28 protein-coding genes and 1 riboswitch are annotated in these 25,666 nt (G+C 61.7%); of the genes, 4 read left to right on the forward strand and 24 right to left on the reverse strand.

The features are described 5' to 3' along the window. The 5 genes from VFL62_RS12565 to VFL62_RS12585 form a co-directional block, all read right to left on the reverse strand. The coding region (locus tag VFL62_RS12565) for a lipocalin-like domain-containing protein (protein WP_325172701.1) at window positions 1–618 on the reverse strand (618 nt) is incomplete at its 3' end. Beyond that, window positions 608–3,067 carry an ABC transporter permease gene (locus VFL62_RS12570; protein WP_325172702.1) on the reverse strand — a complete coding sequence of 820 codons (2,460 nt, stop codon included), beginning with the start codon at window positions 3,065–3,067 and terminating at the stop codon, window positions 608–610. The genes VFL62_RS12570 and VFL62_RS12565, both read right to left, overlap by 11 nt. Beyond that, window positions 3,064–3,738, reverse strand: coding sequence for an ABC transporter ATP-binding protein (locus tag VFL62_RS12575; protein ID WP_325172703.1), 675 nt, complete (start codon window positions 3,736–3,738; stop codon window positions 3,064–3,066). Before VFL62_RS12575 ends, VFL62_RS12570 begins: the two co-directional genes overlap by 4 nt. A gap of 116 nt (window positions 3,739–3,854) precedes the next feature. Then, the gene (locus tag VFL62_RS12580; RefSeq protein WP_325172704.1) at window positions 3,855–5,084 is read right to left on the reverse strand and encodes an MFS transporter; all 1,230 of its coding nucleotides are present in this window, start codon (window positions 5,082–5,084) and stop codon (window positions 3,855–3,857) included. Between the two features lie 94 nt (window positions 5,085–5,178). Next, window positions 5,179–5,757, reverse strand: a complete 579-nt coding sequence (locus VFL62_RS12585; RefSeq protein ID WP_325172705.1) for a hypothetical protein — start codon at window positions 5,755–5,757, stop codon at window positions 5,179–5,181. 175 nt (window positions 5,758–5,932) lie between these two features. On the opposite strand from VFL62_RS12585, the gene VFL62_RS12590 reads away from it, so the two are divergent. Then, complete coding sequence (locus VFL62_RS12590) at window positions 5,933–6,904, forward strand: cobalamin-binding protein (RefSeq protein WP_325172706.1); 972 nt, start codon at window positions 5,933–5,935, stop codon at window positions 6,902–6,904. Window positions 6,905–6,941: 37 nt separating this feature from the next. On the opposite strand, the gene VFL62_RS12595 is transcribed toward VFL62_RS12590, so the two are convergent. From VFL62_RS12595 to soxX, 8 genes are all read right to left on the reverse strand, one after another. Continuing rightward, the gene (locus tag VFL62_RS12595) at window positions 6,942–9,044 is read right to left on the reverse strand and encodes a TonB-dependent receptor plug domain-containing protein (protein WP_325172707.1); all 2,103 of its coding nucleotides are present in this window, start codon (window positions 9,042–9,044) and stop codon (window positions 6,942–6,944) included. 110 nt (window positions 9,045–9,154) lie between these two features. Then, window positions 9,155–9,354, reverse strand: a riboswitch (cobalamin riboswitch). Between the two features lie 81 nt (window positions 9,355–9,435). Next, complete coding sequence (locus tag VFL62_RS12600; RefSeq protein ID WP_325172708.1) at window positions 9,436–10,476, reverse strand: MBL fold metallo-hydrolase; 1,041 nt, start codon at window positions 10,474–10,476, stop codon at window positions 9,436–9,438. Window positions 10,477–10,559: 83 nt separating this feature from the next. Beyond that, a complete protein-coding gene (gene soxB, locus VFL62_RS12605; protein WP_325172709.1) occupies window positions 10,560–12,299 on the reverse strand; it encodes a thiosulfohydrolase SoxB in 1,740 nt (579 codons plus the stop codon). Window positions 12,300–12,330: 31 nt separating this feature from the next. Continuing rightward, a complete protein-coding gene (locus VFL62_RS12610; RefSeq protein WP_325172710.1) occupies window positions 12,331–12,645 on the reverse strand; it encodes a hypothetical protein in 315 nt (104 codons plus the stop codon). A gap of 5 nt (window positions 12,646–12,650) precedes the next feature. Continuing rightward, window positions 12,651–13,490: a sulfur oxidation c-type cytochrome SoxA gene (gene soxA / locus VFL62_RS12615; protein ID WP_325172711.1), complete on the reverse strand. Its 840-nt coding sequence runs from the start codon at window positions 13,488–13,490 to the stop codon at window positions 12,651–12,653. Between the two features lie 41 nt (window positions 13,491–13,531). Next, complete coding sequence (gene soxZ / locus VFL62_RS12620) at window positions 13,532–13,843, reverse strand: thiosulfate oxidation carrier complex protein SoxZ (RefSeq protein ID WP_325172712.1); 312 nt, start codon at window positions 13,841–13,843, stop codon at window positions 13,532–13,534. A gap of 11 nt (window positions 13,844–13,854) precedes the next feature. Further along, window positions 13,855–14,352 carry a thiosulfate oxidation carrier protein SoxY gene (gene soxY / locus VFL62_RS12625; RefSeq protein ID WP_325172713.1) on the reverse strand — a complete coding sequence of 166 codons (498 nt, stop codon included), beginning with the start codon at window positions 14,350–14,352 and terminating at the stop codon, window positions 13,855–13,857. Between the two features lie 29 nt (window positions 14,353–14,381). Next, the gene (gene soxX / locus VFL62_RS12630; RefSeq protein ID WP_325172728.1) at window positions 14,382–14,699 is read right to left on the reverse strand and encodes a sulfur oxidation c-type cytochrome SoxX; all 318 of its coding nucleotides are present in this window, start codon (window positions 14,697–14,699) and stop codon (window positions 14,382–14,384) included. Between the two features lie 188 nt (window positions 14,700–14,887). Here soxX and VFL62_RS12635 point away from each other — a divergent pair, with 188 nt between their 5' ends. The 3 genes from VFL62_RS12635 (at window position 14,888) to VFL62_RS12645 (ending at window position 17,346) form a co-directional block, all read left to right on the forward strand. Continuing rightward, entirely contained in the window at window positions 14,888–15,562 is a 675-nt protein-coding gene (locus VFL62_RS12635; protein WP_325172714.1) for a DUF938 domain-containing protein, read from the forward strand. Between the two features lie 151 nt (window positions 15,563–15,713). Next, a complete protein-coding gene (locus VFL62_RS12640; protein WP_325172715.1) occupies window positions 15,714–16,928 on the forward strand; it encodes an MFS transporter in 1,215 nt (404 codons plus the stop codon). Between the two features lie 55 nt (window positions 16,929–16,983). Beyond that, the gene (locus VFL62_RS12645) at window positions 16,984–17,346 is read left to right on the forward strand and encodes a nuclear transport factor 2 family protein (protein WP_325172716.1); all 363 of its coding nucleotides are present in this window, start codon (window positions 16,984–16,986) and stop codon (window positions 17,344–17,346) included. Here VFL62_RS12645 and VFL62_RS12650 read toward each other — a convergent pair whose 3' ends face one another. The 11 genes from VFL62_RS12650 to VFL62_RS12700 form a co-directional block, all read right to left on the reverse strand. Then, window positions 17,347–17,841 (reverse strand): VOC family protein, encoded by a 495-nt coding sequence (locus VFL62_RS12650; RefSeq protein ID WP_325172717.1) that lies wholly within the window; start codon window positions 17,839–17,841, stop codon window positions 17,347–17,349. 46 nt (window positions 17,842–17,887) lie between these two features. After that, window positions 17,888–18,433, reverse strand: a complete 546-nt coding sequence (locus tag VFL62_RS12655) for a carboxymuconolactone decarboxylase family protein (RefSeq protein WP_325172718.1) — start codon at window positions 18,431–18,433, stop codon at window positions 17,888–17,890. A gap of 215 nt (window positions 18,434–18,648) precedes the next feature. Further along, on the reverse strand, window positions 18,649–19,686 hold the full coding sequence (locus tag VFL62_RS12660) for an amino acid ABC transporter substrate-binding protein (protein WP_325172719.1): 1,038 nt from the start codon (window positions 19,684–19,686) through the stop codon (window positions 18,649–18,651). A gap of 55 nt (window positions 19,687–19,741) precedes the next feature. Next, window positions 19,742–20,335, reverse strand: a complete 594-nt coding sequence (locus VFL62_RS12665; protein ID WP_325172720.1) for a L,D-transpeptidase — start codon at window positions 20,333–20,335, stop codon at window positions 19,742–19,744. Between the two features lie 174 nt (window positions 20,336–20,509). After that, on the reverse strand, window positions 20,510–20,638 hold the full coding sequence (locus tag VFL62_RS12670; protein WP_325172721.1) for a DUF2474 domain-containing protein: 129 nt from the start codon (window positions 20,636–20,638) through the stop codon (window positions 20,510–20,512). After that, window positions 20,638–21,651: a cytochrome d ubiquinol oxidase subunit II gene (gene cydB, locus VFL62_RS12675; RefSeq protein ID WP_325172722.1), complete on the reverse strand. Its 1,014-nt coding sequence runs from the start codon at window positions 21,649–21,651 to the stop codon at window positions 20,638–20,640. Before cydB ends, VFL62_RS12670 begins: the two co-directional genes overlap by 1 nt. Further along, a complete protein-coding gene (locus VFL62_RS12680; RefSeq protein ID WP_325172723.1) occupies window positions 21,651–23,057 on the reverse strand; it encodes a cytochrome ubiquinol oxidase subunit I in 1,407 nt (468 codons plus the stop codon). Before VFL62_RS12680 ends, cydB begins: the two co-directional genes overlap by 1 nt. A gap of 67 nt (window positions 23,058–23,124) precedes the next feature. After that, window positions 23,125–23,736, reverse strand: coding sequence for a sigma-70 family RNA polymerase sigma factor (locus VFL62_RS12685; protein ID WP_325172724.1), 612 nt, complete (start codon window positions 23,734–23,736; stop codon window positions 23,125–23,127). 261 nt (window positions 23,737–23,997) lie between these two features. Beyond that, the gene (locus VFL62_RS12690) at window positions 23,998–24,567 is read right to left on the reverse strand and encodes a thioesterase domain-containing protein (RefSeq protein WP_325172725.1); all 570 of its coding nucleotides are present in this window, start codon (window positions 24,565–24,567) and stop codon (window positions 23,998–24,000) included. A gap of 42 nt (window positions 24,568–24,609) precedes the next feature. Further along, the gene (locus VFL62_RS12695) at window positions 24,610–24,762 is read right to left on the reverse strand and encodes a hypothetical protein (protein WP_325172726.1); all 153 of its coding nucleotides are present in this window, start codon (window positions 24,760–24,762) and stop codon (window positions 24,610–24,612) included. Window positions 24,763–24,939: 177 nt separating this feature from the next. After that, a partial coding sequence (locus tag VFL62_RS12700) for a response regulator (protein ID WP_325172727.1) occupies window positions 24,940–25,666 on the reverse strand: 727 nt, incomplete at its 5' end.

The following is a 25,666-nucleotide window of genomic DNA, read 5'->3' on the forward strand; positions in this document are numbered from 1 at the left end:
TTGGCTGTAATAATAGGACGCCTGGCCCTGTTCGGATTTCACGCTGTAGCCGTCATCGCCCTGCAACACCAATGCGTGGCTGGATTCGAGGCGCAGCGCGTAGTCGAAATCTGCACCCGCGGCATTGATTTCGAGCGGCGACATCGTCGCGCTGTTGATGTCATCACGACCGCGCATCTGCCAGGCATCGATCCAGGTATGAAAGGGCACGGCCTCCGCGCCTGCCTGTCCGACGCCGCCGCGGGCGAAGGTTTCGGCAAAGCGGTGGGTATCGGCGCGGGTGACCGCGGCGTGGGCCATCCAGACTTGCTGATTGGCCCAGCCTTCCACCTGCGGGCCGGGCGCCATCGCCTGACGGAACAGCGTCCATTGCACGCCATAGGCCGACCCGGCGCCGTCTGCCAGATTGGCGGTGACGTACCACCATTCGATGCGGAAATCCGGATGCGCGCCGTGATCTTCGGGAAAGACCAGTTTTTTGCCGGGGACGACCGGCGAAAATCCTTCAGCGCTCGTGCCAAGCCCGGCAAAGCCCTGCGCTTTTGCAGCCGCGCTCTGAAACACGAAGAGTAGCGCTCCGCCTGCGAAGGCGCGCCGGGAAATCGCTTTACCGCTCATTGGCAAAAACCTTGATCAAGGTGGCCGGCTGCAACCTTGCCAGCTTGAGCACGGGAATGACGGCGGCCACCAGCGCTGCCGCCATCGCAACCAGAACAAGCTCGGCCAGTTGCAGCGGAAAGACATGAAACGGCAGCCGCCAGCCGAACGCCTTCACATTGACGACCGCGATCAGGCACCACGCCACCATCAGGCCCAGCGGCAGCGCCAGCAGCGCCGTGACCAGTGCAACCGACATCGTCTTGAGCAGTTCGATCATTGCCAGCTGTCGCCGCGTGATCCCGATCGCCCAGAGCGGTGCAAGCTGTGGCACACGGGAATTGCCGAGCGTAAGCAGGCTCGTCAACAGTGCAATGCCGGCGACGCCGAGCGTAAAGGCGTTCAAGGCGGCGGTAACCGCGAAGGTCCGGTTGAAGATGCGCTTTGATTCCGCCTTCAACGTGGCTTGATCGATCAGGTTGCGTTCGTCGAGACCGAATTTTGCGCGCAACGCCGCCATGAGTGCGGGAACGGCCGCAGGAGCCGCGCGCAGGCCGATCCGTGTCCGCGGAATGGCCGGGAAATAACGCGTCAGCGCGGCAAAATTGACCGCGATCTGTCCCTTCGGATTGCCGTAGTCGGCATAGACGCCAACCACCTCCAGCGGCCAGTCTCCGCTGGGTGTCGGCACCTCGAGATGATCGCCGATCGCAAGTTTCAAGCGGCGCGCCAGTTGCTCGCTGACAAACGCCGCGTTGCCCGGACGAAGCCGGACCCAGGCATTTTCCGCCGCGCCGAGCAGCGGCCAGTGCTCGCGATAGGTGGCGTGATCGGGTAATCCAAAAATTTCCAGCGGGCTACCGGCAAGCTGCGTCTCTGCGCGTCCGCCGGGCAAGATGGCAGTCACGTCGGACCGCTCGCGCAGCCACGTTGTCATCTCACGCGCCTGCGCATCATCGGCCGCGTTGATATAGACGTCTGCGGTCAGTCTACCGTCGAGCCAGCTCACAAACGTCCGACTGAAGCTTTCCACCATCGTGCCGACGCCGACATTGACCGATAGCGCGAGCAAAAGCGCCATCAGCGCCAGCGACAATCCCGAAAGCTGCTGGCGGCTGTCGGCCCAGAACCAGCCGGCGAACGCGTTCCGCGCGCTGCTCTGGCCGGCGGCCAGTGCCAGTTCCAGGATCAGCGGCAGCGCGAGCGCCGCCCCGAGCATCATGGCAGCGAGCACGGCAAAGCCCGCAAGCAGCGAATCGCCGAACCAGAAAAATCCGAGCGCGACCGCGAACACGGCAATTGCCGCGATCCCTTGCAGCACGACCCAGCGGCGCTGCGCCTGATGCCAGGCGTGAGGCTGGGCTGCCGCGAGCACGGAGAGGCGGCTCGCCTTCCACAGGCTTTGCGCGGCGGCGAGCAGCGCGCCAATCACGCTGATGAAAAGACCCGCGATCCACCATTGCGGCTGCAGCGAGAGCTGTCCCGGAATTTGTGCGCCGTATAGTCCGCGCAGCGAGGCGGCGACGTCGGGCAGTAGCGTAGCCGCAATCAGATAGCCGCAGACCATCCCGAGAAATCCGGCAATCAACGCCAGAAAAATCAGTTCGAGTACGAGGATCACATTGAGCTGCCGCGCCGATACGCCGCAGGCGCGCAGGGTTCGCAGCATCGGCAACCGCTGCTCGAAGGCAAGGCCGATCGCCGAATTGACGATGAAAAGGCCGACAAAAAACGACAGCATCCCGAACGCGGTAAGGTTCAAGTGAAAACTGTCGGTGAGACGTTCCAGATCGGTCTCCGCGTCGGGTTCGACCAGACGCAAGCGGTCCCCGGTCACGGATTCGAGCGCCGCGCGCGGTCCCTTCGATTTGCCGATCAACAGGCGCGAAACCTGTCCAGGCATTTTCAGCAGTTGTTGCGCGAAGCCAATATCGACCACCATGACATTGGGTGCCAATTGCGCGGCGAGACGAAGCGGCGGCAGCCTCATGTCGCTGCTCGTCATCGGCGTGGCGCCTTCGGACGCGCCGAGCTCAGTGAGCGTCTCGCGCGCGACCCTGGTTTCTCCCGGCGGTGTGACAAAGGCCCGCACGTCGCCGCCGACGGCTGGCGCATCGCCCACTTCCGCCGGTAGCGTCAGGGGTTCGATGCCCAACAGGCGGAATGTCCGGCCCTCGATCTGGATGCGACCCTCGAGAACGGGCGACACCGGCCAGCCGGCACGGCGGAGTTCGACGAAAAGCGATTGGGGAAAGCTGGCGGCGTTCCGGCCGACCAGCATCGCGGTACGGACGCCGCCGAGCGCGGCGGCGGCACGGTCGTAGCTGGTTCGTGCCTGCTGGTTCAGGGCCTGCACGCCGCTCCACAGCGCGATCGCCGAGATCAGGCCGATCAAAAGCGTTGCGAACTGCATCGGATGCCGTCGCCAGTGGCTGAGCAGCACGGCGAGAATCCAGAGCGGCCGGTTCACGCGATCAATCCCGCGCTGAGATGAATGTGACGATCCAGCGTCGCGGCGAGCCGGATCGAATGCGTCACCATTAGAAGGCTGCAGCCGGTTTGCGCGACGAGGTCACGCGTCAGCGCCAGCACATCGTCGGCGGTGGCCTCGTCGAGATTACCGGTCGGCTCGTCCGCGAGCAGTAGTGTCGGTTTGACGGCGAGCGCCCGGCCGATCGCGACCCGCTGTTGCTGGCCGCCGGACAGTTGCTCCGGATAACGATCGAGAAAGTCGGCAAGGCCGAGGCGGTCCGTTAATTCGCTGAGCCATTTCGCATCATGGCGCCCGGCGATGCGCGATTGAAACGCCAGATTGTCGCGAACGCTCAGGCTCGGGATCAGGTTGAAATGCTGAAATACCAGGCCCAGGCGGTCGCGCCGGAGCGCGGCAAGCCCGGCTTCGCCGAGTTCGGTGATCGAAATTCCAGCAAAGTCGATCTTGCCGCTGTCGGCGCGGTCGAGCCCCGCGATCAGATGCAACAGCGTGCTCTTGCCGCTGCCGGATTCGCCGGTCAGCGCGACCCGTTCGCCGGCTGCAATGCTCAAATTGACGCCGCGGAGGACATCGACGCGTTCGCCGGCGGCCGAGTAGGTCTTGGTCAGACGGCAAACGCTCAATACGATCGCCTTGTCAGTGGTCATACGCAGCGATGCACCCTCGATACCTCTTCAGCTACCGCGCAACATAGCAATAGCACGCGCCGAGATCACGGTCTCGATGCTGACTGCGACGCGATCGTGATGCCTTTGTTGGAAGCCTAAGCGCTTCTGGTCGCGCGGGGATTGCGCTCGGTGACGAGCGCCAGGATGACCGTCATCACCATGAACATGACGGATACGCCGAAAACCCAGTGCGGCAGGTTCCGATCCATGATCCAGCCAAACAACAGCGGGCTGACAATGCCGCCGATATTGAATCCGGTGGAGACGATGCCGAACGCCCGGCCGGCGGTGCCCGCCGGCGCGGCATTGCGGACCATCATGTCGCGCGACGGCACGATGAGGCCGCTCAGCAATCCGGCTAGACCCATCGCGCCGATCAAGGCTGCTTGCGGCAAATTCACCGCGGCAACGACCAGCAGGATCACCGCATTCACGGCAAAGCAGACGGCGGCCACCTGACCGTGGCGCTCGGTCAGGTCGGCGAGAAATCCTCCGGCGAGAACACCGGCCGCACTGGCGCCAAGAAAGACCGTGAGCGCAAGATTGGCGACAGGAAAGGTCGTGCCGTATCCGCTCATCAATGCCACGACGCCGAAGTTGCCGATCCCGGCGCTGGAGACGCTGAGCAGGAAGAAAAAGATCGTCAAGACGAACAGCGCCGGCGTGATGACGTTCGGCTTGCGCGTGTCGGCGGCGCTTGCCGTGTGGTTCGCTGCGCTCGCATCGGGGATGCGGACGGCGATCATAAGCAGCGCGACCAGTGGGCCGACCGCACCGGCCGCGATCAGCGCGCCATGGCCGCCGAACGTGGCCACCAGAGCGGCCATGATGGCGGGCGCCACTGCACTGCCGAAAAATCCGGCAAAAGCGTGAATGGAAAACGCGCGGCCCATGCGCGCGTCATTCATGTGAGCCGAGAGTATGGCGTAGTTGGCGGGATGATAGACACTGTTGGCGAGCCCGAGCAGGGCGGCGCTGACGATCAGCCATGGGTAGCTCAGATGCAGGCCGAGTGCGATCAGCGAACAACCGCCGAGGCACAGTCCGATCAGGAGAATTTTTCGCGCGCCGAGATGATCGGCGAGATAGCCGATCGGCGCCTGGGTCAGGCCCGAAGTGACGGCGAACACCGTGAGCGCGAAGCCCAGTTCGATATAGCCGACGCCGAGTTGCTGTTTCAGGAAAGGGAACAGCATCGGCAGAACGAAAATGTGGAAATGGCTGACCCAGTGCGCGATTGAAATCGCGACGAGGACTCGAAGCTGATCGTCCTTACCGGCCTGTCGGGATGCGGCTTGTTGCGGCGTCGCCAGGATATCGGCCATTCGGGGCTTCCTCGCTTTTTGAAAGCGAACCTATCGGCCCCGACCGGACCGTGTCCATGAATAGGGATGCATGGCAGCCCGCCGCGAGGGACCTTTAAGAGGCCATATGCCGGCGCCGGGACGGATTGATCAGCCGGACGATTTCGCAGGCGGCGACGAGTCCGATCAACCAAGCGACATTTGTAAATCCGATCTGCGCGACGATGACGGCGGTGAAGTCGCTGGCGCCGCCCAGGAGCGGCGTGGCCGCCAGGAGCACGAGTTCGTAAATGCCATAGCTGCCGACCAGCGCCAGTGCGAGGGCCAGCGGCGCATTCGCCTCACGCAGTGCGCGCAGAATGGTCGCGGAAATTGCAGTCGCGGCAAGCGTTGCGATGCCGATCAGAAGGCCCCACAGCATCGTGTTGCCGTCGATCGGATAGTGCAGCGCTCCGAAGCCGATGCCTTGGTTGACCAGCCAGGCGCCCGTCGCCACCAGAAGCGCCGGCCGCAGCGGCAGCATGGCGGCCGCAATCACGGCAAAAGCCGCAAACGGCGTCGCACAAGCGAGCGCGAAGCTTGCCAGCGCACAGGACACCGTCAATAGCGCGAAGCAGAACAGCGACGCATGACGCGATTCGACGGGCGCAAGGCGGAAGCCATTGGCTGAGGACGATAGCAGGCTGAGGGACATGATCATTTTCTCCTTGTCGCCATCTTAAAGCAATTTGTGCAGCCACAACAGGCCAATCGGCGGCTAATGTCCGCGTTTCGGCGTGTTCTTGCGCCGTCCTGCCGCCTGACTGACGCATACCAATTCAGCCAGTGCGTCCGATCGCTGGTTGCCCGAGGGGGTAATTGGTGGAAGATTGGGTGCCGATATCGATAACCCCAAATTTCTCGGCGGCCTGGAAATGGTTGAAGCACGGCGAATCGTCTCGTTCCTGCCCTCGGCGACCGAAATGGCGTGCGCGCTCGGCCTATCCGAACAGCTTTTGGGTATTACGCACGAATGCGACTACCCGCCGCAGATCGCGGGCAAGCCGGTGGTCGTTCGCGCCGTTCTTCCGATCGAAAGCATGAGCCAGGCGGAAATCGATGTTGCCGTCACGCAGAGACTGCGCGATGGCCTAAGTCTGTATCGGGTCGAAGAGACGCTGATGCAGGACATCGCGCCCGACCTCATTTTGACGCAGGACCTCTGCCAGGTCTGCGCGCCCTCGGGAAACGAGATCTCCCAGCTCTTGACGTCGCTGCCAAGCAAGCCGCAGGTGTTGTGGCTTACGCCACGAAACATCGAGGAGATTTTCGACAATCTACGCGAGCTTGGCGAGGCGACGGGGCGTTCAGGAACAGCAGAAGAGCTGATCGCCGATGGATCGGCGCGGCTTGCGAAGATCGAAGCCGCCACGCGTGCGTTGAGCTCGAGGCCCCGGGTCTTCTGTATGGAATGGATGGACCCGGTGTATTGCTGCGGCCATTGGGTCCCGGAAATGGTTCGCATCGCCGGCGGTGTCGACGAACTCGGGCGCGAGGGCTCGGATTCCGTTCGCGTGCCCTGGCGCGATGTTCTCGATTGGCAGCCGGAGGTATTGATCGTGATGCCCTGCGGCTTCGATTTGCAAAAAGCCGTCGATCAGGCGCGCATGCTGACGACCTATCCCGGCTGGGACCAGCTTCCGGCCGTGCGCAACGGACGTGCCTATGCGGTCGACGCAAATTCCTATTTCGCACGACCGGGACCGCGGGTCATCGAAGGAACGGAGTTGCTGGCTCACCTGCTCCATCCCGAAACGTTCGAATGGAAAGGGCCGGGGAGCGCCTTCCGGCCTCTCGCCTGACCCTCGCTGGTCTCGGTAGCGACGGGGCTCGCCGCGCCTACTTTACGCCATAACTCGCAAAGCGGACGCCGCCGAACACGCCAAGACCCGGTGCCAGGAATCCGGTCGGGTTCTGGTAGTGGACGTTGGCGACGTTGTCGATCCGGCCGAACAGCTTGAGCTGATCGTTGATCGCATAATCGCTGCGCAGGTTGACGATGGTATAGCCCGGCGCCGTGAGCGGTGCGCCTGTATTTCGGTCGATATCGGACCAATCGCTCACGTGAAGGACGGTGGCCGATAACGTGAGTGGATCGATCGGATTCCACAGCGCCGTGACGCTGAACTTTTCCTTTGGCCGGCGCAGCAGCTGCAAACCGGTATCGGCGTCGACCGTCCGCGTGAACGTGTAGTCCGCGCGTACCTTCACGCGATCGATCGCGTTGAAGGTTGCGAAGTTCTCGGTACCCTCGGTGATCGCGTGTCCGATATTGACGTTCTGGCCGAGGAAGCTGCCGGGTATGGGCTCGAAGAAAATCAGGTCCGTGATGTCGTTTTTGAAATAGGTCGATCCAAACCGGATGCGATCGTTGAAGAGAGGTTGCTCGAAGCCGATGTCGGCGCCGCGGCTTTGCTCGGGCTTCAGGTCTGGATTTGGTATGGAAAATCCGGGAAAGAATTCGAAAAGTTCGCTGAGGGTTGGTGCCTTGAAGCCCGTGCCGTAGCTCGCCTTGAGCTTGGTGTCAGTGAAGGGGACAAGGACGGCCGGGGCGATCCGGTAAGTCATATGCTGGCCGAAGTTGTCGTTGTCGTCCTCGCGAATGTTGGCGGTGAGAAAGAAACGCTGGGCGAAATTCGATTGCCACTCGACGAAGCCGGCGCTGTTGCCCGTTTTTGCCGAAAGGTCCGTCGTATTTAAATTCGAATTCTCCCGTTCGGCGCCGACAATAAGATTCTGACCGGGCGCAACTTCGGCCACGCTATGCCAGTCGTATTTCACCCGGTTGCCCGTCGTGACAGCGGTCAGGTCGACGCCGGGCGTGATGTCGGCGTGCCAATAGTTGGTGTAATTGACGCCGAAATAATTTTTCACGCGGCCGTCGAGCAGCGACCACACAGCCTCCTCGCGTCCGGTAAATTGGTGGACGGTCTGCTGGCTCTGCTGAGCGTCAGGGAAAAAGACGGTGAAATCTGCATTGGGCGTATTATTCCCGGTAAAGAACAGCGTCGATTCGCTATAGCGAAGCACCGAATTCCAGGTCAGCGAATCGCTGAGATCGACGCCGGTCTTCGTCGAATAGGTCATGTTGTCGTAGCTGTTGCCGTTCGCCTGTTGGCCGGGCGGAAGCAACTGCAGCGGTGTCACCGGTATGTCGCTCGCATGCACGTGCGAGACGCTGGCGGCGTAATTGACGTTGTCCTGCGAGCCGCTGACGCCGATGCTTTGGTTGAACGTGCCAAATGATCCCGCCTCGCTCAAGGCCGTCCAGCGTGCCGGCCCTTCGCCCTTCTGGGTGATGATTGAAATCACGCCGCCGATCGCGTCCGAGCCGTAAAGGCCGCTTTGCGGGCCGCGCAGGATTTCGATCTGGGCCATGTCGGCGGTCAGGAGGTGAGCGAAATCGAAGGTCCCGGTTCGGGGGTCGCTGACGTCGACGCCGTCAACCAGCACTTTGGTTTGGTTCGAGTTGGTACCACGCATGAAGACGGAAGCCTGTGCACCCATCCCGCCAGATTGCACCAGGTTCAAACCGGGCACCGTATTCAAAGCGTCGGGCACGGTGCGGTATTGCTGGGTCGCAATGTCCTGCGCCGTAATGACGGTCACCGAGTTCGCGACCTGATTGATCGGCGTCACGATGCCGGTCGGGCTGACGACGTTTTGGCCCGAATTCGGAACGCCAGGTTGTGGACCCGCCGGCTGTTGCGGCGGCTTTGGTGCCGGCTTGGCGGCAGCCTGTCGCCGCTTCGGCTTCTGCTCAGGCAGCGGCCGAGCCGTCTCGACGCGCTTGGGCGGCGAGACCTGAACCGGCGGCAACAGATCGGGCGATGCCGATTGCTGGGCGTGTGTGGCTGAAAGCGCAAACGGCGACAACGGGATCAGCACCGTTGACGCGAGCCAAAAGCGGCGCCGCGCGCGGATCGTGATGATGAAAGGCATGGTTAGACCTCGGGTAACGTCAGTGGCACGTCACCGCGAACGAAGTCTCACCAAGCTGTCGCCAGCCTCGGTGAAGCTAATGCCTGTACTCCCCCGACCGGCATCCTCGCGTGTGACCACGATTGACGGCAGGTCTCCTGGCTCGCGGGTCGTTACCTTCCGTCGCCTTCCCGGGACCGAGATTCCCAGTGGCATGTGACGGAAGATTCATCGCTTACAGTTGCGGGGGCAGCCGCGGCCTTGGAGAATTTTCTCCGCACCGCATTCCCTCTTGATCCTCGTAAGAGGAACCGTCGCGGCTATCTAGATGGGCGGCGAAGAGGGAGTCAATGCCACGCCGCACGTCCTGGCCAACTCGGCCCGCCGGTGCGGTATTTTTATCGGCTCGACCTTAGCCCGTCGCCACGGGCCCGCCCGCCTTTTTCCAGGCGTCGATGCCGCCGGCGATGTGGGCGGGATTGGAAAGGCCGGCCTCCTTCGCAGCATTGACCGCCATCGCCGAGCGCTCGCCATAGGCGCAGAAGAACACGATGCGACGCCCGGTGGCGTTGGCGACCTCGCGCAGCATCCCGCCGGGTTTCAGGCTGTCGTCGATGGCAGGATAGGGCGCATGCAGTGCGCCGGGCAGCGTGCCGTGCTTGACGCGCTCGCTGGTCTCTCGCAGGTCGACCAGGAGAATATCGGGCCGGCCGAGACTTTGAATCGCCTCGATGGCCGACAACGAAAGCCCTTGCTTGGCGAGTTCGTCCTGATGCAGACCGACGCGCATATTGGCCGGCACTGCGACGTCCATCATCTTCGGGTTGGGCAGCTTCAGATTGTTCATCAGCTCGACATATTCGTCGATCGATCGCACCTGCAGCCGGGGATTGTAGCGCTTCTCCTCGCCGATCGTGGAAACGGTGTCGCCTTTGTAATCGTGAGCGGGAAACACCAGGGTTTCTTCGGGGAGCTTTAGAAGCCGATTGAAGATCGAATCGTATTGTGCCCGCGCGCTGCCGTTCTGGAAATCGGTGCGGCCGGTGCCGCGGATCAGAAGCGTGTCGCCGGTGAAGACGCGGTCGCCCATCAAATAGCTATAGGAATCGTCGGTGTGACCGGGCGTGTACATCACATCCAGCGTGAGCCCCTCGATCGTCACCCTGTCGCCGTCCGACACACGCATCGACACGACGTCGGCCTTGGTCTGTTCGCCCATGATCGTGATGCAATGGGTACGATCGCGCAATTCGCCGAGACCGGTGACATGATCGGCGTGCAGATGGGTATCAACCGCCTTGACCAGCTTGAGGTCGAGTTCGCGCAGCAGCTGGCAGTAGCGGTCGACCCGCTCCAGCACCGGATCGAGGATCATTGCCTCGCCGCCGGCGCGGCTGGCCAGGAGGTAGCTGTAGGTGCCGGAGACGCTGTCGAACAACTGGCGAAAGATCATGGCGGTGAAATCCGTGAACCGAGTCGCGATGGTATCACGTCAAGGCTCAAGGCGCAGCTTTGTGCCATGCGGCGAAATGCTGTCTATTCTGCGATGCCGGGATTGCCGGTAACGCCTCGCAGCGCAACATTGTCGGCGAACGGATCGAGCGGCTTGCCGCTGCCGAGCTGCTTGGCAACGACGTCCCAAACCGGTGCTCCCTGCTGGGCAGTCACCCCAGCCCACCCCGCGACCTTGTAATGCTTGCCAGGTTCGATCGGGCGGCCATTGTCGAGTCTCAGATCGGAAATCCGCCGTCCGATTTTTTCCGACGGCGTGCAGCTATAGCTGAAGCCGCCGGCGCGGACCATGTCGCCGCCCTGCTGATAATAGGGATCGGGGTTGAACAGATTGTCGCAGACGTCTTCGAGCGTGTTCTTGATATCGCTGCCCATCAGTCGCGAGACATAGGTTTCTGGATAGGTGATGGCGGTCTCCCCCAGTACATCTTCCATCGTCAAGGGCTGGTTAGGCAGGAACGTCGCGCCCCAGCGGAAGCCTGGCGACAGCGCGATTTCGGCGTCGAACTCGCGGCGCAAGGCCGCGCAGATCAACTGGTCGACGGTTCCGGTGAAATTGCCGCGGCGATAGAGCAGGCGGCTTGTGGTGATGATCTTGTTGCTCCATGCCGCCGGTTGCGGGCTACGGACCTTGTCGATCAGCGCCACCATCTCGGCATCCGGCTTCAAGAGCTCAGAGAAAACCGGAAACAGGTGATAACGCACATCCCGCACACGGCCTTTGGCGAGTTCGAGATCGAGGACGCCCAAGAACTTGCCGTTCGAGCCGGCATTGGTGACGAGCGTGGTGCCGCCGGTATTGCTCACGGAAATCGGCTGCGGAATGGCATCATGGGTGTGGCCGCCAAGGATGACGTCGATGCCGCGTATGCGGCTGGCGAGCTTGAGATCGACATCCATGCCGTTGTGCGACAGCAGCAGTACCGCGTCCGCTTTTTCGGTCGCGCGCAGGCCGTCGACCAGCGTCTGCAATTCCTGCTCGCGAATGCCGAAAGTCCAGTCCGGCGTCAACCGTTTCGGGTGGGCGACCGGAACGTAGGGAAAGGCCTGGCCGATCACTGCGACGCGATACCCGCCGACTTCCTTGATGACGGCCGGTTTAAATACCCGGCCGGAAGCTGGATCGAATGCGTGGGCGCCATTGAAGGCGGCTTCCTCGGTCAGAAAGACATTCTGCGCCAGAAACTCGCCTTTGAAGCGTTCGAGATTGCCGCGCAACGCCTCCTCGCCATAGGTGAATTCCCAATGCCCGGTCATCGCGGCGACGCCGAGCAGGTTGCAGGCTTCCACCATGTCGGCGCCATGCGAGGCATTGGCGAGGCCCGTGCCCTGCCAGGCGTCGCCGCCGTCCAGCAGCAGCGAGTTTTGCGCGCCGGCCTCGCCGCGCAACCGATCTATCAGGGTTTTCAGATGCGCAAAGCCGCCGAGCTTGCCGAAACGCGCAGCCGATTTCTCGAAGTCCAGCGAGCTGAATGCGTACGCATCGGCACTCTCAGGCTTGATGCCGAAGCGGTCGAGAAAAGCGCGGCCGACGAGGTGCGGCGGCTGGCTTGCCATTGCGCCAAGCCCGAGATTGACGCTCGGTTCGCGGAAGTAGCCGGGCAACAGCTGGGCATGCGTATCGGTAATGTGCAGGATGCGGGCATTGCCGAAACGTTCGAGATCGTAGACGCCCGCCTCCGCACTGCGCGCGAGCCGCGGCAGGCTGCCCGAAAGCGCAGCCGCGCCTGAAAGTTTGAGAAGATCGCGGCGGCGTAGGGTCATGGTCGGCGCTGTGCCATCTCTCGAAAGGTTGCTATCGGATCTGCCGACTCTTCCAGGCTTCTTTTTCGCTCGTCGCCTGGAAGATCGAAGCTTTGGCCAATGCCTCGGCCTCTTTGGCCGCGCTGACTGCGGCATCGAAATCGTTTTTTTCAGCGGCTTTTCTTGCTTCCCCCAGCGCGGCTTCTGTCGGCAGCCATTGATTGCGCAGGCGCCCGGCCGCCTGTTCGGCGGCGTTCGCGGCGGCATAGGCTTGCTTGAAGTCTGCTTCGGTACTCCCAGCCGAGGCGGCGCCATTGGCCGAGATCACCACAAGGATCGCGAACGGTCCCAGCAAAACTCTCGACATGCATCTCATGGCCGCGCACCTGGTCCCGAAATCGGCAAGCCATTGCTGACGTACGACAGAAAGTATTCGACGTCGCGATATTCCTCGCTCTGTGGCTCGAGCGGTACGCCGCGTACCTGGCTGTTGCAACTGATGAAGCGCCGGCTGACCGTGCCCATGCCGCCCCATTCGGAACGGTAGATCGGCATCGCGTTGAGAATTCCAAGCCCGGGCGCCAGCACCTCGGCGCGCAACCGCTCCCCGGGATTTTGCACATGACAGGTCGCGCAGGAAAAATTCAATTGTCCGCGGCGGGTGTAGAAATAGCGCTTGCCGTTCTCATAGGCTTCCAGCGCGCGCGGATCGTCGGGAATCTTGATGTCGAACGGCTTGCCGCGGGAGGTGAAGGCCATATAGGCGGTCAGGGCCGCCATATCCTCGCCGGTGTAGGAGATAGCTTTTTCGCCGTTGGCTTCGCGGCACTGGTTCAGCGCCAGTTCGAGCGTGACGACCTTGCCGCTGTTTGCGTCGAACTGCGGATAATTCTGCCGGATGCCGATGCCCTGGTCGGGGAAGCAGTCGGCGTAGTGCTTGCCGTTTGCAAATGGCTTGGCGAATAATTCCTTGCCCGCTTCCAGCGAAAATTCGTAAGGCGGAAACTGTTCCTTCTCTTCCCACTGCCGCCGCATGTCGTCATTGAGGGCATAAGGCCCATTCACGAAATCATTCGGCTTCACGCTCGGAAACTTGCGGAAGAAGTAGTCGCGGAAGGCGCGCGCCTCGGCGACGGGGTCGGTAACGTCTGCCGCCAGCGCGGCCGCGTCGGCCAGCAGGAAGATCGCAAGGCAAGGCAGCAGAAATCTCAAGCGCCATCTCCCGGCTCGGTCAGCATGCCCGCCGAGCCCCGTTACTGAATTTTGAATGTGGCAGTGTCGGTCTCGCCCTTGTTATCGATCCAGCTCACCTTCAGATCGTCTCCCTTGGCGGCGCCCTTGAATGCGAATTTGACATAGGGATCCTTGGAGACCGCCGTTCCCCAGTCGGCAATGAACACGGGCTTGCCGTTGTGCTCGAACGTCAGCTCCTTGATGAAGTGTGCCGGGATGAAGTCACCCTTGTCATCCTTGATGAAGCCCGAGTCCATCGGGTGCTGGATCAGCGTCTGAACCTCGGTGGTTTCGCCGTTTGCGATCGCACGTACGCGGATGCTTGATGCCATGGAAATTCTCCTTATCCGCCGCAGCCGCCGACGGTGACCTTGACTTCCTTGGTCGCGCTGAAAAGCTTGCCGCCGGATTCCACGATCGCGGTGATGCTGCTGGTCTTGGCCATCTTGAGGCGATTGGCGATGCTGGGCATCGTGCCTTGCGGAATCCTGTAATACGCGGCAAGCACGTTTGGATTTTCCGGCACTACGAAAGCGATCGAGGTGACATCAGGAAGACTGGTGGAGACCGATATCGGCACCACGGCGCCGTTCTCGGCGATCTCCGGCGCATCGAGCTTGATCTTGTCCGAGGCCTCGATCTGGCGACCATAGAGCAGCTTGACGGCTTCCTTGTCGTCTTTCTGCCTGAAGGCGTCTTCCGGATATTTGTCATTGGCGGCGGCCAGCGCAGCTGGCGCAAATGACGCGATGCCGACGCCCAGAAGAGCCAAGGAGCCGGCGCCGCGCAAAACCACGCGCCGCGTGACCGGTAGGCTCTTCTCACTCTTCCTTGTTGCCATCCCTTGATCTCCCAATCTCACGGCAGCGCTTATAACGTCTGCAGAAAATCCACGATCGCGCTGATTTCCTCTTCGGTTAAGATGCGATTCCGGCCGAACGGCGGCATCGCGGTTTGCGGATTCCGCTTGCTCTCGTCGGTCAGGATTGCAACGAGATCGCTACGATCAGGGTATTTGCTCTTGATGTCCTTGAGCGGCGGCCCGATCGTGCCCGGCAGATCGCCGCCCTTGATCTCGTGGCAGCTCAGGCAATTGCCTTTGGCGCGGTCGAAAGCAAGTTTTTGGCCTTCGGCTGCCTGCGATTGGGCGGAGGCAGCCGTCGACCCGGTGAGGCTGGCGATCGTCATCGCGGTCAGCAAAGCTTGAAGTGGCCGGCAGTCGATCAAGACGCTGTTCCAGTACACGGTGAGGCCAAATATAATCGTTAAAAGCATAAAGGCTATCGCGTGACAACGCGGCCCGTGCGGCGAATTTGCAGTTCCTATCAGTGTCGATGCCATCTGCACTGCAGCGATGAAGATGAGAGAGGCGGGTCATGGCCGAATATATTGTCGAATTTGGCAAGGATGGCGGCAGCCGTCAGACCGGTGGCCGTCTCGATGCGCCGGCCTTTCACCGTAACCATCAGGCGATTTTGGCTGTGCTGGAGCGACACCTGACCGGAAAAGCCGGAGATGTCGTTGAAGTCGGAAGCGGCACGGGTCAGCACGTGATCGCGTTTGCGCGTCAATTCCCCGACATCGCCTGGTGGCCGAGCGATCTCAATGAGAATCACCTGGCCAGCATCGAGGCATGGCGGCAGCATTCGGGGCTCTCCAACGTTCGTTCGGCGCGCGGGATTGATGTCTCGAATCCCGCCTGGGGCGATGCGCTGAAGGCGGACGGCGGGCCGAGCGAACTGCTTGCGGTGTTCTGCGCCAACGTCGTCCATATCGCGCCGTGGCGCGTCGCCGAAGGATTGGTTGCGGGGGCGGGGCGGATCACGCGTCGGCACGGGATGCTTATTCTGTATGGTCCGTTCAAGCGCGGCGGCAAACATACCGCCGACAGCAACGCCGTCTTCGACGCCAGCCTGCGCCAGGGCAATCCCGAATGGGGCGTGCGCGATGTCGAGGCGATCGAGCGGCTGGCCGATGCCGCCGGCTTTTCGCTGATCGAAATCGCGGAGATGCCGGCCAACAACCTCACGCTGGTCTTCGCCCGAAATTAGCAAAGCCGAGCGCCGTGGCTGTGATCCTGCGCTGTTGCATAGCGCGCGCCCATTTGCGTCGGTTGATCGCGCAGAACGGCTATTTCATAATGTAACAAATCTGTGGACGATGGATCTCTCGTCCCGCGCTTCCCCGGGGTCAAAATCACTGATGATCGATATCACCGCCGCCGCGCCCAGCGCGGATGACGTCCGCGTCCGCGCCAATGTGATGCGGCTGGCTGCGGCGCAGGCACTGACAGGCGCGAATTCAGCGGTGATTTTTGCAACCGGCTCGATCGTCGGTGCGACGCTGGCGCCCAGTGTCTCGCTCGCGACCGTACCGATCTCGATGTATGTCGCGGGCCTCGCGGCAGGCACGTTGCCGACCGGCATGATCTCGCGCGCCTATGGCCGCCGCGCCGCCTTCATCGCCGGCACCGCGTGCGGCGCCTTCACCGGCCTGCTTGGCGCACTGGCGATCCTGCGCGGCTCATTCGTGTTGTTCTGTTGCGCGACCTTCCTCGGCGGTCTCTACGGCGCGGTGTCGCAATCCTATCGCTTCGCGGCCGCCGATAATGCCAGTGCAGCGTTTCGTCCCAAGGCCGTCTCATGGGTGATGGCGGGCGGGGTATTTGCCGGTGTACTGGGTCCGCAGCTCGTGCAGTGGACCATGGAGATCTGGTCGCCTTATCTGTTCGCATTCAGCTTCATCGTCCAGGCTGCCGTGGCGCTGGTCGCGATGGGCATTCTCGCAGGCGTCGATGCGCCCAAGCCGGCATCGGCGGACTTGCATCGCGGCCGGCCGCTACTGGCAATCGTGCGGCAGCCGCGCTTTATTGCAGCCGCGCTCTGCGGGGTCATTGCATATCCGACGATGAACCTGGTCATGACCTCGGCGCCGCTGGCAATGAAGATGTGCGGCTTGAGTTTGAGCGATTCCAATTTCGGCATTCAATGGCACATCGTTGCGATGTACGGGCCGAGCTTCTTCACGGGCTCGTTGATCGCGCGCTTCGGCGCGCCGAGAATCGTCGCACTGGGGCTTCTGCTGGAAGCAGGCGCTGCGATCGTCGGCCTTTCCGGCGTTACGGCCATGCACTTCTGGGCGACGCTGATGGTCCTCGGCATCGGCTGGAACTTCGGTTTTGTCGGCGCCTCGGCGCTGGTGCTGGAAACCCATCGGCCGGAAGAGCGCAACAAGGTGCAGGCGTTCAACGACTTCCTGGTGTTCGGCATGATGGCGGTTGGATCGTTTTCCTCCGGCCAGCTGCTGGCGAATTACGGATGGGCGGCGGTCAATTGGGTCGTGTTCCCACCGGTTGCCTTGGGTGTTGCGGTGTTGCTGCTGGTGTCCTTGATGAAGCGGCCACCGGCCTTGCCTTAGCGCGAACAAGCTACCAGCTAAGGCTGTCGACGCCGCTTGAGTGCAGGAGAAGCCGATGCCATCGCGGGCCCGTCTCGATGAATTCATTGCCGTGGTCGAATCCGGTGACCACGCCGGCGCCATCGAGCGCTATTACACGGAAGATGCGACCATGCAGGAGAACGCGGCGCCGCCGCGCGCCGGTCGCGATACGCTGGTCGCCCATGAGCGAGCCGTTCTGGCGCGCATGTCGGATGTCTATTCGAAATGCGTTTCGTCGGTGCTTGAGGGCGATCGCGTCGCCATTCACTGGAATTTCGTGCTCACCGACAAGTCCGGCCTGATCCGCCGCTTCGATGAGATCGCTTTTCAGGAGTGGCGCGGCGACCGGATTTTCCGCGAGCGATTCTTTTACGATCCGACCAAGATATCGGCCTGATCACGCCACACGTTGGCGCATCAAATCCTCGATGTCGAGACGGCGGGTAAACATCGCGAGCGACCCATCGGCCGCGCGGGGCCATTCGGTCTCTGGCCTGTCCCAATAGAGCTCGACGCCGTTCTCGTCGGGATCGCGCAAGTAAAGCGCCTGGCTCACGCCATGGTCGCTGGCGCCGTCGAGTGGAATGCCGGCCGAGCTGACGCGGTGGAGCGCATCGGCAAGCGCTGCTCGTGTCGGATAGAGGATCGCCGTGTGAAACAGTCCGGTCGTTCCCGGCGCAGGCGGATGGCCGCCTTTGCTGTGCCAGGTGTTCAATCCGATATGATGATGATAGCCGCCGGCCGAGATGAAGGCGGCCTCGGTGCCATAGCGCTGCATCAGTTCGAATCCGAGCACGCCGCAATAAAAGCCCAGCGCACGATCGAGATTGGCGACCTTGAGATGGACGTGTCCGATCCTGGTGCCGGCAACGATCGGCGGATTTTGCGGCATGGTTGCTCCCTTATCCTGTTATCAGGATCTAGGGCGCCAACAAGCCTCACGCAAGCTCCGAGACCTGCCCGTCGGGCAGGCCGAACTCAAAGGTATTCAGCGTCATCGAGACCATCGTGTAATAGCCGCAAAGCCCGATGACTTCGACGACCCCTCGTTCGGACAGCAGGCCGACGGCTTCCTCATAGAGCGCTTTGGGCACGCCGTGGCCCTCATGCAGCGATTTTGCGAAGTCGTAAATCATCTTGGCCTTGGGATCGTCGAAGCTCGGGGTGCGGCGGTCGCGGATGTCATCGGCGATCCTGGGGTCCATGCCGCCGACGAGCGCCAGGCGCTTGTGAGCGAACCACTCATAATGCGAAGTCCAGTGCCGCGCCGTGACCAGGATCGCGATTTCGGACAGTTTGGCCGAAAAAATGGTGTTGAAACGCAGCATCTCGCCGAGCCGCGTGGCATGGCGCGCCATCTCCGGGCTGTTGAGCCAGGCCATCATCGGTGCCGGCGGCTTGCCGCGCTTGCCGGCGATCGCTTCGTCGTAGGTCTGTTTCTGTTCCGGGCTCATTTCCTCCGGCGCGAGTAATTTCAGCCGCATGGTCGCTTCCTTTTGTTTGTTGTTGTTCTGATTGCGGGGCGATACAGAATCCACGCTGTCATTCCGGGGCGCGAGTGAAGCGAGCGAACCCGGAATCCATGGCGCCGCATTAATGTTGGTGGAATGGATTCCGGGTCTGCGCCTATCGGCGCATTCCGGAATGACGATAGAAGGAATACGTGATCATTGATGCTCCTCGAAATGAGGGCTGACGGTTACCGGATCGGCGGCGCGTATTGAATGCCGCCGGCGCTCCAGAGCTGGTTCAGTCCCCGCGGGATCTTCAGTTTGGATTCCGAGCCGACGTTGCGCTCATAGACCTCGCCGTAATTGCCGACATGACGGATGATCCGGACTGCCCAGTCCTTGCTCAGTCCGAGCTCCTCGCCATAGTTTCCTTCGGTGCCGACCAGCCGCATCACGTCCGGCTTCTTGGATTTCAGCGCTTCGTCGATGTTCTTCGAGGTTACGCCGAGCTCTTCGGCATTGATCATCGCGTAAAGCGTCCACTTCACGATCAGCATCCAGTCGTCATCGCGCTCCCGGACCACAGGCGCCAGCGGCTCCTTCGAAATCACGTCGGGCAGGATGGTATGGTCGGTTGGCTTGCCGAGATTGAGCCGCAGCGCATAGAGCTGTGAAACGTCCGCCGTCAGTGTGTCGCACTGCCCGGCCTCATAGGCTTTCACAACGTCTTCCAGTTTGCCGAACTTCTTCTCTTCATACTTCATGTTGTTGGTGCGGAAGTAGTCGGCGAGATTGAGGACGGTGGTGGTGCCGTCCTGCACGCACACCTTGCTGCCGTTGAGATCGAGCGCGGAATCGATGCCGCGTGCCCGCGGCAGCATGAATCCCTGGCCGTCATAATAAGCGACGGCCGGAAAGTAGAGGTCGAAGGAGGTTTCGCGCGACATGCTCCAGGTCGAGTTGCGCGAGAGAATGTCCACCTTGCGATTTTGCAGTTCCTTGAAACGCTCGTTGGCGTCGAGCGGGACGAATTTCGCCTTGTTCGGATCGTCGAAAATGGCGGCGGCGACCGCGCGGCAGAAATCGACGTCGAAGCCGGTCCAGTTGCCCTTGTCGTCGGGGATCGAGAAGCCCGGCAGTCCCTTGTTGACGCCGCACAATACCTCGCCGCGGCGAACGGTGCGCTTCAGGGTGCGCGTATCATAGAGCTCATAAGTGGCGGCAACGGCTGCGACCGCAACGGCGACCGCGAGCCCAATCAGAAGGCCGCCCCGGAATGTACGCATGATCTACCCTCGCCCCGATCGGGAGTTGTGATGCTGACTGAAAAACAGGTTTTCGTTACAGTTCCGGCTTCTGCCGAATGATGACCTTGGTGCCCACCGGCACCCGGTCATAAAGATCGGCAACATCGTTATTGACCAGCCGGAAGCAGCCGGACGACACCTTGGTGCCGATGGTGTCCGGCCTGTTGGTGCCGTGAATGCGATAGACGGTGGTCCCGAGGTACATCGCACGCGCGCCGAGCGGGTTACCCGGGCCGCCAGCCATGAAACGTGGCAGGTAAGGCTGTCGCTCGATCATTTCCGGCGGAGGCACCCAGTCCGGCCATTCGGCCTTGCGGGTGATGTTCACCAGGCCCTGCCACTGAAACCCGTCACGACCAACGCCGATGCCGTAGCGCAGCGCACGGCCGCCCGGCTGGACCAGATAGAGATGGCGCTCCGAGGTCGAAATGATGATGGTGCCCGGCGGCTCGGTGGTGCGGTAATACACCATCTGCTTCTGCCACTCGGGGTCGAGCTGATAGCTGTCGTCGGCGATCAGCCCGGGCTCATCACCCCGGTCGGGCTGCTGCGCAAAGCTGACTGATGTCGAAAGCAACAGGCCTGCTGCGGCCATCGCCATGCAGATCAGGTGACGAATTCTTGTCATTTGTACCTCTCCCGCCGCTCGGTCATTTTGATGCCGCCCGATATGCGTGGCGGCGTCTGTCAAACCTGTTCCCATCAAATCCCAGGGGCGGCATGATGGCAAGCAAGCCGTAAACCGCTGCCCCGTTCTCTCGCTCTTTTTACAGGGTCGGCTGCCGTTTTTCAAAAGCGTGTTTCAATGCGGGCCGATCCAGAGCCTTAAGGTCAGCGACAGCAGGGTGACTGTGCCGACCCCACTCAGCCAAAGGGCCGCAAACCACAACAAACGACGGGTCAGTGCGCGCGATTCCGGCTCGGGCGACATCAATGATAGCCGCTTTCAGAAGAGACCTTGCCGCGAAAGACCCAATAGGCCCACGCGGTATAGGCCAGGATGAGCGGCACCAGCACCGCGACGCCGACCAGCATGAAAAGCTGGCTTCGTTCAGGCGATGCCGCCTGCCAGATGGTGATGCTTTGCGGCACGATGTAGGGGTACATGCTGATGCCAAGTCCGGCATAGGATAGCGCGAACAGGGCAAGCGACAGGAAAAACGGCCGGTAGTCCTGCTTGGCCGCCAGGCTGCGCAACAGCATCACGGTGACCACGGCCACCGCAATCGGCACCGGCGCGGTCAGGATCAGATTCGGCCAGGCAAACCAGCGCTGCGCATATTGCACGTTGAGAAACGGCGTGGCGATGCTGACTGCGCCGATCGCGCCGAGCATCGCAAACAGCAAGATCCAGCTCAGCCGGTAGGCCTTGTCGCGAAGGTTTCCTTCCGTCTTCATCACCAGCCACGTGGCGCCCAACAGTGCATAACCGGCGACAAGCGAAACGCCGGTCAGGATGCTGAAGGGCGTCAACCAGTCCCACCAGCCACCGGCATACTGCCTGCCCTCGACGCGGATGCCTTGCAAGATGGCGCCGAGCGCCACGCCCTGCGCCAGCGCCGCGAGCACGGAGCCGCCGGCGAAAGCGAGATCCCAGCGGTTGCGCTCCGCCCGTGTCGTGCGCCAGCGAAACTCGAACGCGACGCCGCGAAAGACCAGGCCGATCAGCATGGCAATCATCGGCGTGTAGAGTGCCGGCATCAGCACGGCGTAAGCGAGCGGAAACGCGGCCATCAGACCGCCGCCGCCCAGCACAAGCCAGGTCTCGTTGCCGTCCCACACCGGTGCAACGCTGTTCATGACGACGTCGCGGTCGGCTTTTTCCGGAAACAGGGAAAACAGTATTCCCAATCCGAGATCAAAGCCGTCCATCACCACATAGACGAAGACGGCAAAAGCAATGATGAATGCCCAGATCGTTGCTATGTCGAAGGAAATGCTCATCAGCTTTCTGCCTTCGCTACCGCTGCGGCTGCCGGGGTGATGCCGGCGGCGCGCGCCGGAACAGCGGTGGGTGGTCCTTGTTCGCCCGGTTGCGGTGGAAGTGACATCAGGCGAAGCAGGTAGACGATACCGGCGGCGAACACCGCGAAATAGACCACGACAAAGGCGACCAGCGAGGAGGCGACCGCCGGCGCCGCGAGCGGCGAAATCGAATCGGCCGTTCGCAATAATCCGTAGACGGTGAACGGCTGGCGCCCGGTCTCGGTGGTGATCCAGCCCGCGAGCACGGCCAGAAATCCCGCCGGCCCCATCGCCATCGCGAAAGCTTGCAGCGGGCGGGAATCATACAGTCTGCCGTGCCAACGTTGCCACAGGCTGAAGAGGCCGAGCCCGAATATCAGAAAACCCAGACCGACCATGATCCGAAACGACCAGAAAGTGATCGGCACCGGCGGCCAATCTTGCCGCGGCACGCTATCGAGACCCTTGAGCGGCGCATCGAGCGCATGCTTGAGGATCAATGAACTCAGCTTCGGCACCTCGATCGCATAGCGCACGGTGGCGGCTTCCTGATCCGGCAGGCCGAACAGGATCAGCGGTGCGCCGTCCTTGTGGCTCTGGTAATGGCCTTCCATCGCCATCACCTTGGCGGGCTGATGCTCAAGGGTATTGAGACCGTGCTGGTCGCCGGCCAAAATCTGGATCGGGGCCACCAGCGTCGCCATCCACATCGCCATCGAAAACATCACGCGCGCGCCGGCCTGATGTGGATCGCGCCAGAGATGAAACGCGCCGACCGCCCCGACCACCAGCGCGGTGGTGAGATAGGCCGCGAGCACCATGTGGACGAGGCGGTACGGGAAAGATGGATTGAAGATGATCTTCAGCCAGTCGCCCGGAATAAACTGCCCGTCAGCGTTGACGGCGTAGCCGGCCGGCGTCTGCATCCAGGAATTGGACGAAAGAATCCAGAAGGCCGAGATCAATGTGCCGATCGCCACCATCAGCGTCGCGAAGAAGTGAAGGCGAGGACCGACGCGTTTCAGGCCGAACAGCATCACACCGAGAAAACCGGCTTCAAGAAAGAAGGCGGTCAGCACCTCATAGGCCATCAACGGACCGATCACGGGGCCGGTCTTGTCGGAATAAGCCGCCCAGTTGGTGCCGAACTGGTAGGACATCACGATGCCGGACACCACGCCCATGCCGAAGGCGACGGCAAAGATTTTCAGCCAGTAATTGAACAGGTTGAGAAAGACCTCGCGACCGCTCCATAACCATCGCGCTTCAAGAACCGCAAGATAGCTGGCCAGTCCGATCGAGAAGGCGGGGAATACGATGTGAAACGACATCGTGAACGCAAATTGTGCCCGGGCCAAGCCCACGGCATCCCAACCTTCGAACATAGCAAGAATCCGTCATCGCAGTGATGCCGGACTCTAGCACGCGAAATGTTGCGCGTGTACTGTCCGACTATGCCGCCAGGCTCTCGATGCCGGCGACCTTGAGCAGATCGGCGAGCTGTTTGCGCGCATAGAACATCCGGGTCTTCACCGTGCTCTGGGGGATGCCGATGATGAGACCGGCCTCTTCCACCGACTTCTCGTGGTAGTAGACGAGATTGATGATCTCGCGATGCGCCGGCGACAGCTGGGCGACGCAGGCGCGCAGGATCGCGCTGGTCGAAGAGCGATCAAGACAGGCTTCCGGCGTTTCCGCTTCGTCGGCAATCTCCAGGATTTCCTCCTGGTCGACGTCTTCGTGCCGGCGCTGGCGCAAGGCCGTCAGGGCCTTGAAGCGGGCGATCGACAGCAGCCAGGTGGAAACCTGGGAGCGTCCCTGGAATTGGCTGGCGGTGCGCCACACGTCAAGGAAGACCTGGCTGGTCAGATCCTCAGCCGTAGAGGGGTCCCGCACCATGCGCAGGATAAAGCGGTAAACCCGCACATGATGCCGGGAATAGAGAATGTGCATCGCGTTGCGACCGCCTGCGGCAATGCTCTCAAGCAGTGCTTCGTCGGACGTCGCCTGGGCGGCAATAATGCCTTGGCGAGCTGCGGCGTTGATGGCTACGACGTTCTGCATGACAGTCTCCCGGTGTCGCCCAGTGGCGGCGCTTCGTTCCCCCTTTCGTAGTGGGTGACGGTTTCGGGATGTCTGCGAGAAAAGCGGAAAATGGTTTCGTGGGCATGAAAATTGTTTCGTCGCAGCGTCCGCGACGAAACAATCGGGGGTGAAATACCAGCAATTTTAGGGAGATAAGATTTCGACGGCCCGCCGGGCCGTGGTGGTCCATCCCTCGGGAACAAAATGCGCGGCGATGGGAGCGCCGGGAATTCGGAATTTTCAGCGGCAGCTCGAACCGGCGGCGAGAATATCGTGCAGAGCCTGGCTCTGGACCACCGGCGCGGTGGTCAGGGAAACATGTCCGTAGTCGGATTTTCCCATATCGACGTTTTGCAGCGTGCCGTGGAAACGTCCGCTGCGCTCCACCACAGTTCCGACCCCGCTGGAGAGAAAATAGTTTCTCAGCAGGTGGACATTGCCCGGAACGATGATCTTGGTCACGGGGTCGATCGTTACGATCAAGGCAACGCGAAGACCGGCCTTCTGCAATTGCTCGGCCATGCTCACCGCAGCGCTGGCGCCGAGCGAATGGCCAACCAGTACGATCGAGCTAAACCGCCCGCTTTTGCAGCCCTCGATGGCCTCGGTGGCCAGCGAATCCGAAAATGCATGGTTGGCGATCGTGACGTCGACATTTCGACGGTTCAGTTCTTCGTTGAGCTGATCGATCCCGGGAGACAGCACGTTGGTCAAGCCGCGCAGCAGGTAGACTTTCTTGTGGGCGATAGTCGCAGCAGAGGCCGGCGAGGCCACCGAGAGAACGAAAACAAGCGTCGCACTCGCCAACAAGAATGCAGATCGGAAAATGGATGGCATAACAGCGGTAATCCCCTAAACCATGGCGCCGGTCAGCGGCGATGCGGCCAAAGCCGCGACGGCCAAGGCCGGATCGCCATCGCGGTTCGGCTTATGTCTTGTCGTGATCATCGCGCGAGCGCTCCTTAAGATCGCCTGCAGAACCAGCTTTCCCATCTGCGCGCTCACGTGAGGACCTCCGCGGTCCTGATCGTTTCACCAAGGCTTACTTGATCGGCGCTGGTAAATCCAGAACGAGCGCTTACTGCCATCAGTTTGCTTGCCGCTGTTTCTTTGCTGCAACGGATGAGGCGGATTGACCGTCAAGCGGGCGCAGGCGTGGGGCCCGGCGGGTAGCAATTTCAACTAGGCCTTTTCGCCTGCGGGGGAGAACAGATATCCGCCGCCCCTGATCGTCCTGATGACGGCAGGCTTGGTGGGATCGATCTCGATCTTGCGGCGAATCCGCATGATACGAAGATCGACGGCGCGATCGAACGCTTCGCTGTCGCGGGCGTTGGCGAGCTCCAGCAGCCGCTCGCGCGACAAGACCCGCTTGGGATTGGCTGCAAACACCTTGAGCAGGCCGAATTCAGAGGCCGTCAGCGGGTGTTCGTTGCCCTCATCGTCGCGCAGCGCCTGGGCCTGAAGGTCCAGCCATTTGGTTCCGAACCGCACCAGCGGGTCCTTCGCTTTCGCGCCATTTGCATCGGCTTCGCCTTGCGAGCGAGCCGGCACGCTTCGCCGCAACACCGAACGTATCCGCGCCATCAATTCGCGCAACTCGCAGGGCTTGGCGACATAGTCGTCGGCACCAAGCTCGAGGCCCACCACGCGATCGATCGGGCTCGCGGTGGCGGTCAACATGATGACCGGTACGTTGGTACGGCCTTTCAGGTCGCGAATGATGGATAGGCCGTCCTCCTCCGGCATATTCAGATCGAGCACGACGAGGTCAGGCACGTTATTTTCGATCGCCGCGCGCAGGCTCTTGCCGCCGTCGCAAAGCGTCACGCTGAACCCGTGCATCTTGAGGTAATCGCCGACCATCTCGCGGGCCGGCGCCTCGTCGTCGACAATGATGATGTGCTGA

The organism is Bradyrhizobium sp., from assembly GCF_035701725.1.
Taxonomy (GTDB): domain Bacteria; phylum Pseudomonadota; class Alphaproteobacteria; order Rhizobiales; family Xanthobacteraceae; genus Bradyrhizobium.